13 protein-coding genes are annotated in these 14,878 nt (G+C 28.2%); 9 read left to right on the forward strand and 4 right to left on the reverse strand.

Going from position 1 to position 14,878, the window contains the following annotated elements; all coding sequences use genetic code 11:
• Window positions 1-118: 118 nt before the first annotated feature.
• Genes Q0617_RS05080 through Q0617_RS05090 form a run of 3 tightly spaced genes read right to left on the reverse strand, consistent with a single transcriptional unit; the run spans window position 119 to window position 2,503 of the window.
• Window positions 119-757: a type II secretion system protein gene (locus Q0617_RS05080; RefSeq protein WP_298751191.1), complete on the reverse strand. Its 639-nt coding sequence runs from the start codon at window positions 755-757 to the stop codon at window positions 119-121.
• Window positions 735-1,937 carry a glycosyltransferase family 39 protein gene (locus tag Q0617_RS05085; RefSeq protein ID WP_298751193.1) on the reverse strand — a complete coding sequence of 401 codons (1,203 nt, stop codon included), beginning with the start codon at window positions 1,935-1,937 and terminating at the stop codon, window positions 735-737. The genes Q0617_RS05080 and Q0617_RS05085 overlap by 23 nt, the downstream gene beginning before the upstream one ends.
• On the reverse strand, window positions 1,934-2,503 hold the full coding sequence (locus Q0617_RS05090) for an aminodeoxychorismate/anthranilate synthase component II (protein WP_298751195.1): 570 nt from the start codon (window positions 2,501-2,503) through the stop codon (window positions 1,934-1,936). The genes Q0617_RS05085 and Q0617_RS05090 overlap by 4 nt, the downstream gene beginning before the upstream one ends.
• Before the next feature lie 275 nt (window positions 2,504-2,778).
• On the opposite strand from Q0617_RS05090, the gene Q0617_RS05095 reads away from it, so the two are divergent.
• From Q0617_RS05095 to Q0617_RS05110, 4 genes are all read left to right on the forward strand, one after another.
• Window positions 2,779-3,786 carry a Fe(3+) ABC transporter substrate-binding protein gene (locus tag Q0617_RS05095; protein WP_298751198.1) on the forward strand — a complete coding sequence of 336 codons (1,008 nt, stop codon included), beginning with the start codon at window positions 2,779-2,781 and terminating at the stop codon, window positions 3,784-3,786.
• A gap of 20 nt (window positions 3,787-3,806) precedes the next feature.
• Window positions 3,807-5,384 carry an iron ABC transporter permease gene (locus tag Q0617_RS05100; protein WP_298751200.1) on the forward strand — a complete coding sequence of 526 codons (1,578 nt, stop codon included), beginning with the start codon at window positions 3,807-3,809 and terminating at the stop codon, window positions 5,382-5,384.
• Window positions 5,385-5,395: 11 nt separating this feature from the next.
• Window positions 5,396-6,382 carry an ABC transporter ATP-binding protein gene (locus tag Q0617_RS05105; RefSeq protein WP_298751203.1) on the forward strand — a complete coding sequence of 329 codons (987 nt, stop codon included), beginning with the start codon at window positions 5,396-5,398 and terminating at the stop codon, window positions 6,380-6,382.
• Between the two features lie 69 nt (window positions 6,383-6,451).
• Entirely contained in the window at window positions 6,452-8,710 is a 2,259-nt protein-coding gene (locus Q0617_RS05110) for a diguanylate cyclase (RefSeq protein WP_298751205.1), read from the forward strand.
• A 10-nt stretch (window positions 8,711-8,720) separates the two neighbouring features.
• Here Q0617_RS05110 and Q0617_RS05115 read toward each other — a convergent pair whose 3' ends face one another.
• On the reverse strand, window positions 8,721-10,532 hold the full coding sequence (locus tag Q0617_RS05115) for a menaquinone biosynthesis decarboxylase (protein WP_298751207.1): 1,812 nt from the start codon (window positions 10,530-10,532) through the stop codon (window positions 8,721-8,723).
• 85 nt (window positions 10,533-10,617) lie between these two features.
• Between Q0617_RS05115 and Q0617_RS05120 the strand changes: the two genes are divergently transcribed.
• The 5 genes from Q0617_RS05120 (at window position 10,618) to Q0617_RS05140 (ending at window position 14,872) form a co-directional block, all read left to right on the forward strand.
• On the forward strand, window positions 10,618-11,766 hold the full coding sequence (locus Q0617_RS05120; protein WP_298751209.1) for a PatB family C-S lyase: 1,149 nt from the start codon (window positions 10,618-10,620) through the stop codon (window positions 11,764-11,766).
• A gap of 134 nt (window positions 11,767-11,900) precedes the next feature.
• Window positions 11,901-12,263, forward strand: a complete 363-nt coding sequence (locus Q0617_RS05125; protein WP_298751211.1) for an NADH-quinone oxidoreductase subunit A — start codon at window positions 11,901-11,903, stop codon at window positions 12,261-12,263.
• Complete coding sequence (nuoB, locus tag Q0617_RS05130) at window positions 12,254-12,769, forward strand: NADH-quinone oxidoreductase subunit NuoB (RefSeq protein WP_298751214.1); 516 nt, start codon at window positions 12,254-12,256, stop codon at window positions 12,767-12,769. The genes Q0617_RS05125 and nuoB overlap by 10 nt, the downstream gene beginning before the upstream one ends.
• Window positions 12,762-14,396 carry an NADH-quinone oxidoreductase subunit D gene (locus Q0617_RS05135; RefSeq protein WP_298751216.1) on the forward strand — a complete coding sequence of 545 codons (1,635 nt, stop codon included), beginning with the start codon at window positions 12,762-12,764 and terminating at the stop codon, window positions 14,394-14,396. Before nuoB ends, Q0617_RS05135 begins: the two co-directional genes overlap by 8 nt.
• Window positions 14,396-14,872 carry an NAD(P)H-dependent oxidoreductase subunit E gene (locus Q0617_RS05140; RefSeq protein WP_298751218.1) on the forward strand — a complete coding sequence of 159 codons (477 nt, stop codon included), beginning with the start codon at window positions 14,396-14,398 and terminating at the stop codon, window positions 14,870-14,872. The genes Q0617_RS05135 and Q0617_RS05140 overlap by 1 nt, the downstream gene beginning before the upstream one ends.
• Window positions 14,873-14,878: the final 6 nt, after the last annotated feature.

Genomic DNA, 14,878 nt, shown 5'->3' on the forward strand with positions numbered 1-14,878 from the left:
CAACTCTTCGTGACTTCCATCACTCAAATTGGACGGGAATTATAATAGGTTTTTTTACCTTTGTCAAGTGCTTTTCTTTAATTCTGGCTTAAATTTTTAAAGTTCTACGATTTGCTGTTTATTGTTTTTCTATAAAGCCTGTTTTTGCGTATATTTTAATATTTTTTGTTTCATTATTTTTTGACTTAAATTCTATTAAACAATCATTTTCTAGTAAATATGCATTGCTATCATTATCTATATTACTAAGTCTTGTATAAATATTGCCATCATTACCAAAAGATATTTGTCCTAATGAACTTGTATCATTACATGATATATTAATATTTTCTATTCCAAATTTTTTAGTTAAAAGTACATATTCACTATTTGAACTATTCTCTTGACATGAGTTTGAGGAGTAAATATTTTTTTTACTTAAGGGATCTTTTAAACTTTCGTCAGCATTTGGATGTCCTGTCATATTTGTATCACTATATATAGTGTAATAAATACCTCCAACACTTTTTCTACAATTAAAAAACTTCAAAGTCCATCTTTGCTTATGCCATAAAGAATCTGATGAGGAAAATTTATCATCTATTAAAGCTTGTAATTTTGTTTGATTTAAATATATAACTAATCTATCAATTGCTGTGTCAAACTCTGGTTCTATTTTTTTGGGAAGTATAATATATGAGAAAAAAGAGATAAGTAAAATTATAAAAATAAGCTCAATAAGGAAAAAAGCTTTTTTATTTTTCGATTTTATACACATAAATATCTAATAACTCTTTTTCAAAATAGTTAATTGTAAATTTATAGTCATAGTTGGCTGGATTATATAAAGAGACTAAATAATCTTCTCCTTTTTTAATTCCGTAAAACTCTAATCTTTTTTGAAGTTTTTTATCATAAATTTTTACATTATTTATATTATTCTTTTTTAGAATATCTGCAACCTCTTTTGCAAAGTGATAATCATAAGCAAAATGTTTTTGAGGATTGTTTAAAAACAAATAGATAGGCTTATTATATATAAGTAAAAAAGTATTTACAAATAGCAAAAATAGAGTTACCTTAACTATGTTGTAATGTGTTTTCCTAAATTCTGGTAATCTTACTCTTAATGAATGCATAAATAACTTTAACATGATAGGAATTGCTATTACTACATAAGGTGCAAAATCTTCAATATATACTTTTTGTCTAAATGATAAAAGAAGAGAAAACACCATCGCCGTAGTTGAAATATACCAATATATTGAACGAGTTCCTTTTATCCCTACTCTATATAAGGAATAAAAGAAGTATAAAAATATCAAAGGAGAAAATATTGAAGCATATATTCCAAAAGTATCTAATAGATAACTTCTTGGCTTTCCAGTTGAATCAAAGCCATAAATATACATTGATAATCCAAATAAAGCTAATGAGATAATTAATAATCTATTCTCTTTTTTATTAAGTGAATAAAAAAATAGAGCTAAAAATAAAATAGCAAAAGAGTTATCTACAAATAAAAAAAATCCCAGTAAATAGTAATTATGTTTTGAATAGAGTTTATAATAATAAAGATAAGACAAGGTACAGAAGATTACAACTATAGAACTATTTATAAGTAGTGAGGCACTTACAACACCTGGTAAAAACATAAATATAAGTACACTTATTAATCTATCTATCTCTTTTTTAAAATAATCTTTTGTTAGTAAATAGATTAAAATTACACTAAATACATAAAGAAGTATAAAAGGAAGTCTAATAGAGATATCATTATTACCAAATATATAGGTGGTAGTTTTTGTAATATAAGAAAGTACAGACTTATTTACTAAAACATTTAGGGCTTCATCATATGAAATACTTAAAGTATTGGCAACAAAAATAAGTACAACAAAAAATATTGCTAGGATAGCTCCAAAGATACAGTTGTACAGTTTTTGTTTAGTAATCATATTTTTAAAAAGTTATTAATCATTTCATATCCATACTCACTCATAATTGACTCTGGATGAAACTGTACTCCATAGATTTTTTTGCCTTCTATTTCCAGCGACATTATTTCGTCATCATCTAAACTTCTAGATGTAACTTTTATACAAGAAGGAAGATTTTCTTTCTCTACGATAAGTGAATGATATCTTGTTTGTGTAAATTCTTTTGGTAAACCATTAAATAAAACAGTATCTTCAGATATTTTTATTTTTGATGTTTTACCATGCATCATATTGTTGGCTCTAACTACCTTAGCACCAAATACTTGTGCAATACTTTGGTGACCTAAACAAATACCAAAAATAGGTTTTTTATCAGCAAAGTATTTGATAACATCTAAACAAACACCTGCATCATCTGGTGTTGCAGGACCTGGAGAGATTATGATTTTTTCTGGGTTTAACTTCTCTATCTCTTCTACACTTAACTCATCATTTCTTATTACTTTTAAATCAGCTCCCAATTCTAAACAATATTGCACAATATTGTATGTAAAGGAATCATAATTATCAATCATTAGTATCATTTAAGATTTATCCTCAACTATTCACTTAGAATAGATTATTTTATTGGCAAATATTATAACCACTATTAAATTGTTTTTAAATTAATTTATTTTTAATTGGCAAGTTCCAATTTTTAGTCTTTATTATCAAATAAAAAATGTTACAAAATTATACAGTAAAATTATTTTATTATCAACAAACAAGACATAATGATAATCATTCTTACAATTAAGTAGCTATTAAGTTTTATTTCTTTAGTATATCAATATTAATTATCAATATAGAAAGGTAAAAAATGTTAAAAAAGTTATTATTAGGAATGTTAGTTCTTGCAAGTTCAATCTTTGCAAGTGCAGAAGTAAATGTCTATTCACATAGACACTATGATACAGACAAACAACTGTTTAAAATGTTTGAAGAAAAGACAGGAATAAAAGTAAATGTTGTAAAAGCTGATGCAAATGCATTGGTTAAAAGATTAGAAACTGAGGGAAGTAAATCTCCTGCTGATGTTTTAATCACAGTTGATGCTGCAGGTCTTTATAAAGCTAAAAGTAAAGATTTATTACAGTCAATCAATTCAGAATATTTAGAAAAAAATATTCCTGCAAAACTAAAAGATAAAGATAACCAATGGTTTGCTCTTACAAAAAGATCAAGAGTTACTGTTTATAAAATAGGTTCTGGAATAGAAAATGAATTATCAACATATGAAGATTTAGCAAGTCCAAAATTTAAAGGTCGAATTATGATTAGATCTTCAAATAATGCTTACAATCAATCTTTGTTAGCAGCCGTTATTGCACACCATGGAGAAGAATATGCTCTAAAATGGGCGAAAGGTATAGTTGCTAATATGGCAAAAGACCCAAAAGGGAATGATAGATATCAAGTAAAAGCAATAGCAAATGGTATTGGAGAAATTGCAATTGTTAATACTTACTATGTAGGGAAAATGGTTGATAATAAAGATTTATCACAAGCAGATGCTGTAAAAAAAGTTAAAATCTTTTTTCCAAAATTTGAAAATGGTGGAACACATGTAAATGTAAGTGGTGCTGGTGTTGCAAAATATTCTCCTAATAAAGAAAATGCTATTAAATTTATAGAATTCTTAGCGAGTCCAGATGCTCAAAAACTTTTTGCAGAAGGAAATTTTGAATACCCAGTATTAAAAGATGTAAAAGCTTCAGGATTGGTTCAATCATGGGGAACTTTTGAAGATGATACTATTTCAATTAACACTTTAGGTGAAAACAATGCAAAAGCTGTTAAAATCTTCGACTTAGCCGGATGGAAATAATAGAAAGGTTTTTTAAGTAATTGAACTATTTTAATAAACTAACAATAAGTAGTGTTTTATTAACACTACTTATTTCAATGCCAGCTTTATTGCTCTTATCAAATATATTTTCAAGTAGTGATAATTGGTCTCATCTTGTAGATACTGTACTATTTGAATATGTTTTTAATTCATTATATATTATGTTTGGAGTTGCACTACTAACTTCAGTTATAGGCTTTTCAACAGCTTATATAACTTCACTTTTTACTTTTACGGGCTCTAAGTTTTTTCATTATGCCCTAATACTACCCTTTGCCATTCCTACATATATAGTCTCGTATGTTTATGGGGGAATGTTTGATATAACAGGAAGTGTAACTACTTTTATCTTAGATTTAATGGGAAAAGATTTAAGTGAAGTATATTTCTTTGATATTATGTCAATAGAAGGTGCAATTATAGTAATGTCACTGGTTTTATATCCATATGTTTATTTGATTTCAAAAACATATTTAAAATCTGAATCATCATCTATTATTGATGCTTCCAAGACTTTTGGCTTTACAAACTTTCAAATATTTTACAAAGTGATTATTCCCATATCAAGACCGGCCATTGTTGCAGGTGTAATCTTAGCAGTTATGGAAGCAGTTGCTGATTTTGGTGTTATGGATTATTATGGAGTTTCAACCTTTGTTACAGGTATATTTAGAACTTGGTTTGGACTAGGAAGTGTCGAGGATGCTTCAAAACTTGCATCCATGCTTATGCTTTTTATATTTATTTTAATCTTTTTAGAAAAGTATCAAAGAAGAAACATAAGATACCGAAGTGCTGGAAAAGATTTTAAACCAATTACAAAAGAAAAATTAAAAGGCTACAAAAATGTCTTAGCATTTACAATATGCTTTATTCCTTTTTTCTTAGGTTTTTTACTTCCCTTTACACAAATGAGTTATTGGTTCTATCTTTCATATGAATCAACAATAAGTGAAGAGTTTTTAACTGTCTTTTACCAAACACTTTTTTTAGGAGTTACAACATCTGTTTTGATTACTTTTTTAGCATTTGTTTTTACTTTTAATATAAGAGTTCACAAAAGTAAATTAGCTGATTATTTAACACAAATTTCTAAACTAGGGTATTCAATTCCAGGGGCTGTAGTTGCAGTTGGGATTCTGTCATTCTTTTTACTTATCAACCAAACTCTTGACATACTCTTAGTAGGAAGTGTTGTGGCTGTTATCTTTGGTTATGTAGTTAGGTTTTTAGCTATTTCCATAAATAATTATGAATCGGGGTTTTCAAAAATACCTCAAACCTATGATGATGCGTGTAAAACGATGAATCTTGGCTCTTTTAGAACTTTTTATAAAGTGATACTTCCCCTAATAAAAAACTCTATTATGGCAAGTTTGATTATTGTATTTATTGAAGTAATAAAAGAGTTACCTTTAACTATGATATTAAGACCATTTAATTTTGATACTTTAGCTGTATTATCCCATGAATTAGTAGGTCAAGCACAAGTTGTGGAATCTAGTGTTCCGGCTATGTTTATTGTAGTTCTTGGAATAATATCAGTTTTGATATTAGCAAATAAAATGAAAGATTAAGAAGGAATTTAATGATTGGAATTAGTATAAAAGACTTTTCAATATCTTTTGGAAATAATGAAATATTAAAAAATATCTCATTTGATGTACAAGCAGGAGAAATTGTCACAATCTTAGGACCTAGTGGTTGTGGGAAAAGTACAATATTAAGAAGTATTGCCTCACTTGAAAATGGATATGAAGGCTCTATTTATCTAAATGAAACATGTTTAATAAATAGTTCAACCACTTGCAATAAAGATATTGGTTATATCTTCCAAGATTATGCGCTATTTCCACATTTGAATGTAAGAGAAAATATTGAGTTTGCTCTATTTAAATTAAGTACAAATGAAAAACAAAGAAGAGTTGATACTCTACTAAAACAGTTTGATTTAGTTGAACATAAAAATAAACAAATTCATGAATTAAGTGGTGGTCAACAACAGCGTGTATCAATCGCAAGAGTTATTGCCTATGAACCAAAGGTTTTACTTCTTGATGAGCCTTTTTCTAACCTTGACTCCATATTAAGAGCTAAAACAAAATTATGGCTAAAAAATCTAATTAAAGAGCTAGGACTATCTGCTATTTTGGTAACACATGACCAAAAAGAAGCCCTTTCAATGTCTGATAAAATTGGAATAATTCATAATAAAACAATTGAACAATTTGACACACCTAAAAACATATACAAAAATCCAGAAAGTTTTTATATAGCAAACTTTTTAGGAGAGGTTAATACCTTACCAAAATTTATTGTAGATGATTTAAACAAAGATTTAAATAAAACTCATATTCTTAGGATTTATGATACAAAAATCACAAACAATATTAATAATTACAAGTTAACTATTATAGATACTCTTTATTGTGGTGAGTATGAAGAGTTAATATTATCTTTTGAAAAAGATTCAAAATGTCTAATTAAAATAAGACTCAATTTAGATGAAGAAATATCTAAAAATAAAGAGCTGTTTTTAGATATAAATGAAGCAAAAATAATAAGTGTAAATTAAAAAGTTTCAACTTTATAACTTTTCTACATATTTAATGAATAATAACTTTTAAATATGTTATTATTTTAAATGAAACACTTGTTATTAAAACTAATATTAATTAATCTATTTATTTTTACACTAAATGCTAAAGAAAATGAAAAAATCACATTAAGACTTGATTGGCTAAATCAATTCCAATTTGCGGGATACTATATTGCAAAAGAGAAGGGTTTTTTCAATGAAGTTGGCCTTGATGTAGATATAAAAGAGTTTGAATATGGTATTGACCAAATAGATGAAGTCTTGGAACAAAAAGCAAACTATGCCGTTGGAAAGTCCTCTTTAATTATTGATAAACTAAATGGAAAAGGTATTGTTGCCTTAGCTGCGATTTTTCAAAGCTCTCCTATGATTTTATTAACAACTAATTTATCAATAAAAAAACCTGAGGATTTATTACATAAAAAAGTAATGCTTACCCCAGATGCAAGAACAGCAATAGCAATTAATTCAATGATAACCTCAAGGGGTGTAAACCTTGAACATATTGATTTTCAACAACATAGCTTTAATTTAAATGATTTAATTAATGGAAAAACAGACGCCATGGGTTCATATATCTCAAATGAGCCTTTTTTACTAAAAAATAGAAATATAAAATTTAATATTTTAAACCCTAAAGATTATGGTTTTGATTTTTATGGTGGTATTTTATTTACCTCAAATATTGAACTAGAGAACAATCCAAAAAGAGTGCAAGACTTTCAAAAGGCTGTTTTAAAGGGCTGGGAATATGCTTTTTTAAATATTGAAGAGAGTATTGAAATCATAATGAATAAGTACAATACTCAAAATAAGACTTACTCTGCGCTTTTTTACGAAGCAAACTCTTTAAAAAAGTTATCTGGAATAGATGAAAATAAGTTAGGTCTTATAGAAAAGAGTAAACTTGAAGAGATTCAATACATATATACTATGCAAAAATATGTTCAAGCAAATCAAAAATTATCTAACTTTATTGTTTATCCTTCGGATGTAATATTAAGCTCCATTGAAAAGAATTATTTAAAAAGAAATACTCTCACATATTTATCTAAAATTAATGCACCATTTAACAATGGATTAGGAATTTCTAGTATCGAACTTGACTATATTGATGCTCTTAAAAGCAAAGCAAATATGGATATAAAAATTAAAAATGACTCAAATATTGAAGAATCATTAGATTTATTAAATAAAAATCAAGCATATTTTAAAGCTGACTTCTCAAATACTCCAAAATCAAGTGATTATTTATACACTCAAGCAATTGCTACTTTTGACTTAGCAATAGCAACTAATTTATCAAAAACATATATATCTTCAACAAGTATATTAGAAAATAAAAAAGTTGCTATTAGAAAAGATTGTTTACTATTAAAAGAACTTGAAAAAAAATATCCAAATATTAAGCTAATTAAAACAGAATCCACAAGTGATGCTTTAAAATTACTCTCTGATGATAAGGTTTATGCCGTAATAGACTTATTACCACTATTAAATTTAAATATTTTAGAAAATAATAATACCTCAACAAGAATATCAGGTGTTACAGGTTTGAAATTTGAATTAAAATATATTTTAAATAAAGAAGATAAAGTATTACAAACTATTTTAAATAAAATTATTCAAAGAATAGATGAAAAAGTAAAAAATGAAATCAATGAAAAATATAATATACTCAATTATGAAACAACTGAAAATATCTCTTTATTTTACAAAATATTAATTGTATTAGTTCTTCTATTATTTATTTTTGTTCTTTATAATATAAAATTAATAAATGAAATGAAAAGAAGAAAAGAGTTAGAAAAAGAGCTGCATAAAATAGCAGATACGGATGAACTAACGAACTTAAATAATAGAAGAAAAATGATTAAGATATTAATAAATTCTATCACTATTTCAAGACAATATAAAACACCCTTATCTATCATATTTATAGATATTGATGATTTTAAAATAATAAATGATACAAAAGGTCATGCCATAGGTGATAATATATTAAAAGAGTTTTCTAAACTAATAAATAAAAATATTAGATCAACAGATACCTTTGGAAGATGGGGAGGAGAAGAGTTTTTATTAATCCTTCCAGATACTTCTACAGAAAATGCAAAAAGAACTGCTGAAAATCTAAAAGAGATAATTTCTTCACATAAATTTAAATCAAAAGACAGTATTACAAGTAGTTTTGGAGTAACAACTTTAAAAGAGGATGATGATAAAAAGAGTTTTATAAAAAGAGCTGATGAAGCTATGTATTTTGTAAAAGAAAATGGAAAAAATGCAGTTAAAGTAGATTGACTACTTTAACTTATATTTGAAACTTAGAGATAAGTTCATCAGAACACTCTAATATTCCACGTTCTCTTAAATCATCAATTACACTTTTTGTACAATCAACATCATCAGGCCATCTTCTTTGAAAATTATCATATGAGTTCTTATTTGTAGCATCAACACCTAAAGTATCATTTGCTATAAAAATATCTCTATTTGAATCTATATTATTACAAACTCTCCAAATAAGCATGTAAGGGTTGCTCACATCATTTTTAGCCTCATCTACTATGATTAAGATTCTTAAGTGCTCATAGAGAGGTTTAAGCTCTTCAAATAGATATTTTTGACTCCTAGTTTTATTTACAGTTATTATCGTAACTGGATTTTTTGTATATTTGAAATATTGTTTTAAATTAATAATATCACTTGAAATCTCTTTCATTTTAGTTAATAACTCAACATCACCTAAAACTTTTACTCCACTATCACTAATTTCATCACTAGTACAATCAAGACCTAGTTTTCCACCAACTGCAAATTTGGGACTTGAATGGTCAAGTGCATCAACTACACCCCTTGAGATAAACAGGTCATTTATATCTATTCTATTTAGAATATGTTTTGTTATCTCTTCATGGTTTGTAAGTTCTGGTGCATCATGGTTTACAAAAATCGCATGTTTTACAAAACTCATTTGCCCTACTCCCCAAAACGCATGCATCATTTGACTTGCATGTCCAGGATATAGTGTTTTGATTTTGGCAATTATAAGATTATGAAAAACTCCATTTTCAGGCATATAATAATCAATCAAATCAGGAGCTGTAGTTTTAAGTAAAGGTAAAAATATTCTTTCAGTTGCATGCCCCATATATTTATCTTCTAATGGTGGTTTACCAACAACTGTTGCTAAAAATGTTGGTTTTGCTTTACTTGTAATTGCTGTAACTTCCATAAAAGGATACTCTTCTTCAAGGGTATAATAACCAGTATGATCTCCAAATGGTCCCTCTATTCTCATCTTAGATGGGTCTACAAAACCTTCTATAATAAAGTCATTATCCCTTGGAACATAAATATCATTTGTAATTGATTTTACAAGTTGAGCATTTTTATTTTTTACAAAACCATAAAGCATAAGTTCAAATATACCTATTGGCAAAGGTGCTTGTCCACACCAAATATACATAGGATCACCGCCAACTCCAATAGATACTGGCATTTTTTTACCTGCAGCTTTATATTCATGGAAAAAATGATTACTATCTTTGTGTATTTGCCAATGCATTCCTAAAGTATGATCATCATAAACTTGAAGTCTATACATTCCTAAGTTTTTAAGTTCACCATTCAGACTTGTCGTATAAACTTGCCCCATAGTAATAAAAGGCCCACCGTCTTGCTCCCAAGTTGTTAATACTGGCAAGTCAGATAGTTTGGCATCACTTCCTAGTTTTATAACTTGTTGGCACTCACCTTTTCCTTTACTTTTTTTAGGAATAGTATTTTTTAGTGCAAATAGTTTTCCAAAAGTTGAAAGTTTTTCACTAAATGTTGTTGGTGGTTTCATTTTTAGTAAGCTTTCTATCTCACTTCCTATCTTATCTCCATCACCAATAAACAGTTTTACTGCTTTTTCATTACAAAATACATTCATCAAAACTGGAATATCAAATTTCTTTCCAGATTTTTTATCAATAGGATTTGTAAATAAAATCGCTTTTGAATCCTCTTTTTTAACCTCTACATATGCGATGTGTGGTATTTCTAAGTATATATCCAACTCATCATCAATAACTTTTAATAAATCATTCTTTTTAAGTAGCTCTATTGCTTTTTCCATATTTCCCTCTAAAGTAAACAAATAATTAGTATAAATCTTATATCATTTTATCAATAAATAATAGTTTATAATAGAGGTTTTATATATGTTTGATAAAATAATTGATAGAAAAAATAGCTCATGCACTAAGTATGATGATTTAGAACACTATTTTGGCAATGCCAACTTGGATCCATTTTGGGTGGCAGACATGGATTTTGAAATACCTCCTTTTATTCAAGAAGCTATTCAAAAAAGAGCTTCACATAATGTATATGGATATGGGAAACAAAATAAAGAGATTTTTGAAGCAATAAAAAACTGGATGAAATCTCAACACTCATGGGATATTGATACGTCATGGATATCATTATGTAATGGAGTTGTTCCAGCATATGCAGCTTGTGTTGAGGCTTTTAGCAATATTGATGATGAAATCATTGTACAAACTCCCGTATACTTTCCTCTATTTCAATGCATTAAATCTAATAATAGAAAAGTTTTATACAATCCATTAAAACAAATAGATGGTTATTACACTATGGATTTAGAACATTTAAAATCAATCATTACACCAAAAACAAAAATATTAACACTTTGTTCACCTCACAATCCAGTTGGAAGAGTTTGGAGTAAAGAAGAGTTAGAAGAGTTGGCTAATATATGTATTAAAAATAATATTACTATAATAAGTGATGAGATACATGCCGACTTAGTATTTAAAAAGTTTACACCACTTGCTTCAATAAATGACAAAATATCAAATTGTACAATTACTCTAAACTCTTCAGGAAAAACATTTAATATAGCAGGGTTAAATGCTTCATATTGTATCACTTCAAACAATGAATTAAAAGATAAATTGGATAAAGTCATAAAACAAAGAGTTATAAACTCAGTAAATGTATTTGGGCTAATTGCGATGCAAAGTGCCTATGAAAATGGCACTGTATGGCTAAACGACTTAAAAGACTACATCTCATCAAATATAGATTTCACAATAGAGTATTTACATAAAAATAGTAAAATAAAAGTGCATAGACCAGAAGCGACATACCTATTATGGCTTGATTTTAGTGAATATAACTTAGCTCATAATAAAATAAAAGAGATGCTATTACAGGAGTGTAAAATTGCACTTAATGATGGATTAACATTTGGAAAAAATGGAAAAAACTACTTTAGATTTAATAGTGCCACATCAAAAATACAACTTAAAAATGGATTAAATAAAATTATTAGTATTTTTAAGTAAATAAATTCATAGAATAAAGTATTACCTTTTTTCTCACTTTTTTCTCTTTGGTTTTATTTTGTAACAAATGCTTAAGAAATTGCCACAAAGTTAGTGTACAATCATTCTACATATTATTATGAAATGGATTAAGCATGTCAAATGAACTATTATTGTCAGCAACAATTTTTATTGTAATAGGTATTGTAGTTGTATCAATATTTATACTTTCAAAATTTGTTGGACCTCAAAACAAAGAGGATAAATCAAAAAATACCGTTTATGAATCTGGGGTAAGTAACCCAGTTGGTGGAACTAAACTTAGGTTTAGTATCAAATTCTATTTAGTAGCAATTTTATTTGTACTATTTGATGTCGAAATAATTTTCATGTTTCCATGGGCTGTAAATATTAGAGAGTTAGGGTTCTTAGGACTATTTGAAATGTTTATGTTTATGGGATTATTATTTGCAGGTTTAATTTACATCTATAAGAAAAAGGCATTATCATGGGACTAGGAGCAGAATCAATATTAGGTGATTCAATAATCACAACAAGACTTGACAAAGCAGTAAACTGGGCAAGATCATATTCCTTATGGCCTATGGTATTTGGTACAGCATGTTGTGGGATTGAGTTTATGTCAGTTGCAGCAGCAAAATATGATATATCAAGATTTGGGGCAGAGGTTGTAAGATTTTCTCCAAGACAAGCTGACTTGCTTATTGTTGCAGGTACTATTACATATAAACAAGCACCTGTATTAAAAAAGATTTATGATCAAATGTGTGAGCCTAAATGGGTTATATCAATGGGAGCATGTGCAAGTTCTGGTGGTTTTTATGATAACTACACAACTTTACAAGGGATTGATGCAGTTATTCCAGTTGATGAATATGTTTCAGGTTGTCCACCAAGACCTGAAGCTGTACTAGATGCAATTATGAATATACAGAAAAAAGCTCAAAATGAATCTATTATTGTAGATAGAGTAAAAGAGTTCAAAGGAATCCTTGATGCTTAAACCAGATATGTTAATTTCACAAAATGAGATTAAGTCAACTATCAAAAAACTAAAAGATGAAGAAGGTTATAACTTACTTCTTGATATTACAGCAATTGATTACTTGAAATATCCAGATGTAACTCCTTCAAGATTTGCACTTATCTATATATTAAGAGATAAGACTTTCAAAAAACAAATTGTTATAAAAGCATATGTTGCTGATAACAACTTAAATGTTGATACTATTAGTGATTTATATGAAGCTGCAAACTGGGCAGAGCGAGAAACTTTTGACCAATATGGTATTAACTTCATTGGTCATCCAAATATGAAAAGACTTCTAAACCACCATCAGTTTGTTGGATATCCATTAAGAAAAGATTACAATATTACTGATGGACAAATTTGTACTGAAACTGAAGATTTAATGGATGAAATGATTCCTTTACTAAAATCAAAAGGTCATAGTGAGACAAGTTTAGAAGAACTTATGTTATTAAATGTTGGTCCTTCACACCCTGCTTCTCATGGTACAATTAGAAACTTCGTTGCAATGGAAGGTGAAACAATCACTGCCTGTGTTACAGAAATTGGTTATTTACACAGAGGTTTTGAAAAAGCATGTGAAACACATAACTATTCACAAGTTATTCCATATACGGATAGACTTAATTACTGTTCAGCAATATTAAACAATGTTGGATATGCAAAAGCTGTTGAAGATATGTTAGGTATAGATATCACACCAAGAGCAAAAATGATAAGAATTGTTATTGGAGAATTAAGTAGAATAACTGACCACCTTGTTTGTAATGCAGCAAATATGGTTGATATGGGTGGTTTAACAAACTACTGGTATCTTTTTGCTCCAAGAGATAAAGCTTATGATATTTTATCAAAACTAACAGGTGCTAGATTAACTAACTCTTATACAAGAATTGGTGGTTTAGAGTTTGATTTATATGATGGTTTTGAAGCTGACTTAAATGAAGTTTTAAGAGATGTAGAAAAAGCAATTGATGATGCTTTATCATTAGTTGAAAGAAATAGAATCTTCCAAGATAGAACACAAGATGTTGGTGTTATAAATGCAGATTTTGCTTTAAGTGCTGGAATTACAGGTCCAAACTTAAGAGCTGCTGGAGTTGCATTTGACTTAAGAAAAGATAAGCCTTACTATGGTTATGAAAACTTCGATTTTGATGTTGTAGTTGGTTCTCATGGTGATGTTTATGATAGATTTATGTGTAGATTTGAAGAGATGAAACAATCTATTAGAATCATTGAACAAGCGATGAAAGAGATGCCAGATGGTCCTATTAATGTAGGAGCTCCAGGAATATTCTTACCAGCTAAAAAAGATGTTTATGGAAACATTGAAGGTTTAATGAATCAATTTAAACTTACATTTGAAGGTATTAAAGTTCCAAAAGGTGAATATTATGGATTTACTGAAGGTGGAAATGGTGAGTTAGGTTTCCACATTACAAGTGATGGAACAGGAACACCTTATAAAGTAAAATGTAGACCACCTAGTTTCTATTCACTTGCAGCATATGCAAAAATTGTAGAAAATTCAATGTTAGCTGATGCAGTTATTACAATGGCATCAATGAACTTTATTGCAGGGGAGTTTGATAGATAATGGCAAAATTTCAATATACAAAAGAAAATGAAGAAAAATTCCAAGTTACAGCTAAAAAATACCCAAAAATAGATGCAATGATGCTACCAGCATTATGGCTAGTTCAAGAACAAGAGGGATGGGTAAGCCCTGAAGCTATGATATTTGTAGCTGATAAAGTAGGTAAACAACCTATTGAAGTTTATGAATTTGCAACATTTTATACAATGTTTAATCTAAAACCAATTGGAACATACCACATAGAGTTATGTAAAACATTATCATGTATGGTAATGGGAGCAAATAATCTTAAAAAATTCATAAAAGATACACTAGGAATCGAACCAGGGCAAACAAGTGCTGATGGTAAATTTCACCTTAGTGAAGTTGAGTGTCAAGGAGCTTGTGGAGGTGCACCAATGATTGCACTAAATCACACTTATCACGAAAACTTAACTGTTGACAAACTTAAAAAAATCATTGAGGAGTGTAAGTAATGGCTG

Source organism: uncultured Arcobacter sp., assembly GCF_937982575.1.
Classification (GTDB): Bacteria; Campylobacterota; Campylobacteria; order Campylobacterales; family Arcobacteraceae; genus Arcobacter.

Bases quoted from the DNA above. Each gene is read 5' to 3' on its own strand.
- Q0617_RS05080 (WP_298751191.1), bottom strand. From the start codon at position 757: ATGTGTATAAAATCGAAAAATAAAAAAGCTTTTTTCCTTATTGAGCTT.
- Q0617_RS05085 (WP_298751193.1), bottom strand. From the start codon at position 1,937: ATGATTACTAAACAAAAACTGTACAACTGTATCTTTGGAGCTATCCTA.
- Q0617_RS05090 (WP_298751195.1), bottom strand. From the start codon at position 2,503: ATGATACTAATGATTGATAATTATGATTCCTTTACATACAATATTGTG.
- Q0617_RS05095 (WP_298751198.1), top strand. From the start codon at position 2,779: ATGTTAAAAAAGTTATTATTAGGAATGTTAGTTCTTGCAAGTTCAATC.
- Q0617_RS05105 (WP_298751203.1), top strand. From the start codon at position 5,396: ATGATTGGAATTAGTATAAAAGACTTTTCAATATCTTTTGGAAATAAT.
- Q0617_RS05110 (WP_298751205.1), top strand. From the start codon at position 6,452: ATGAAACACTTGTTATTAAAACTAATATTAATTAATCTATTTATTTTT.
- Q0617_RS05115 (WP_298751207.1), bottom strand. From the start codon at position 10,532: ATGGAAAAAGCAATAGAGCTACTTAAAAAGAATGATTTATTAAAAGTT.
- Q0617_RS05120 (WP_298751209.1), top strand. From the start codon at position 10,618: ATGTTTGATAAAATAATTGATAGAAAAAATAGCTCATGCACTAAGTAT.
- Q0617_RS05125 (WP_298751211.1), top strand. From the start codon at position 11,901: ATGTCAAATGAACTATTATTGTCAGCAACAATTTTTATTGTAATAGGT.
- nuoB (WP_298751214.1), top strand. From the start codon at position 12,254: ATGGGACTAGGAGCAGAATCAATATTAGGTGATTCAATAATCACAACA.
- Q0617_RS05135 (WP_298751216.1), top strand. From the start codon at position 12,762: ATGCTTAAACCAGATATGTTAATTTCACAAAATGAGATTAAGTCAACT.
- Q0617_RS05140 (WP_298751218.1), top strand. From the start codon at position 14,396: ATGGCAAAATTTCAATATACAAAAGAAAATGAAGAAAAATTCCAAGTT.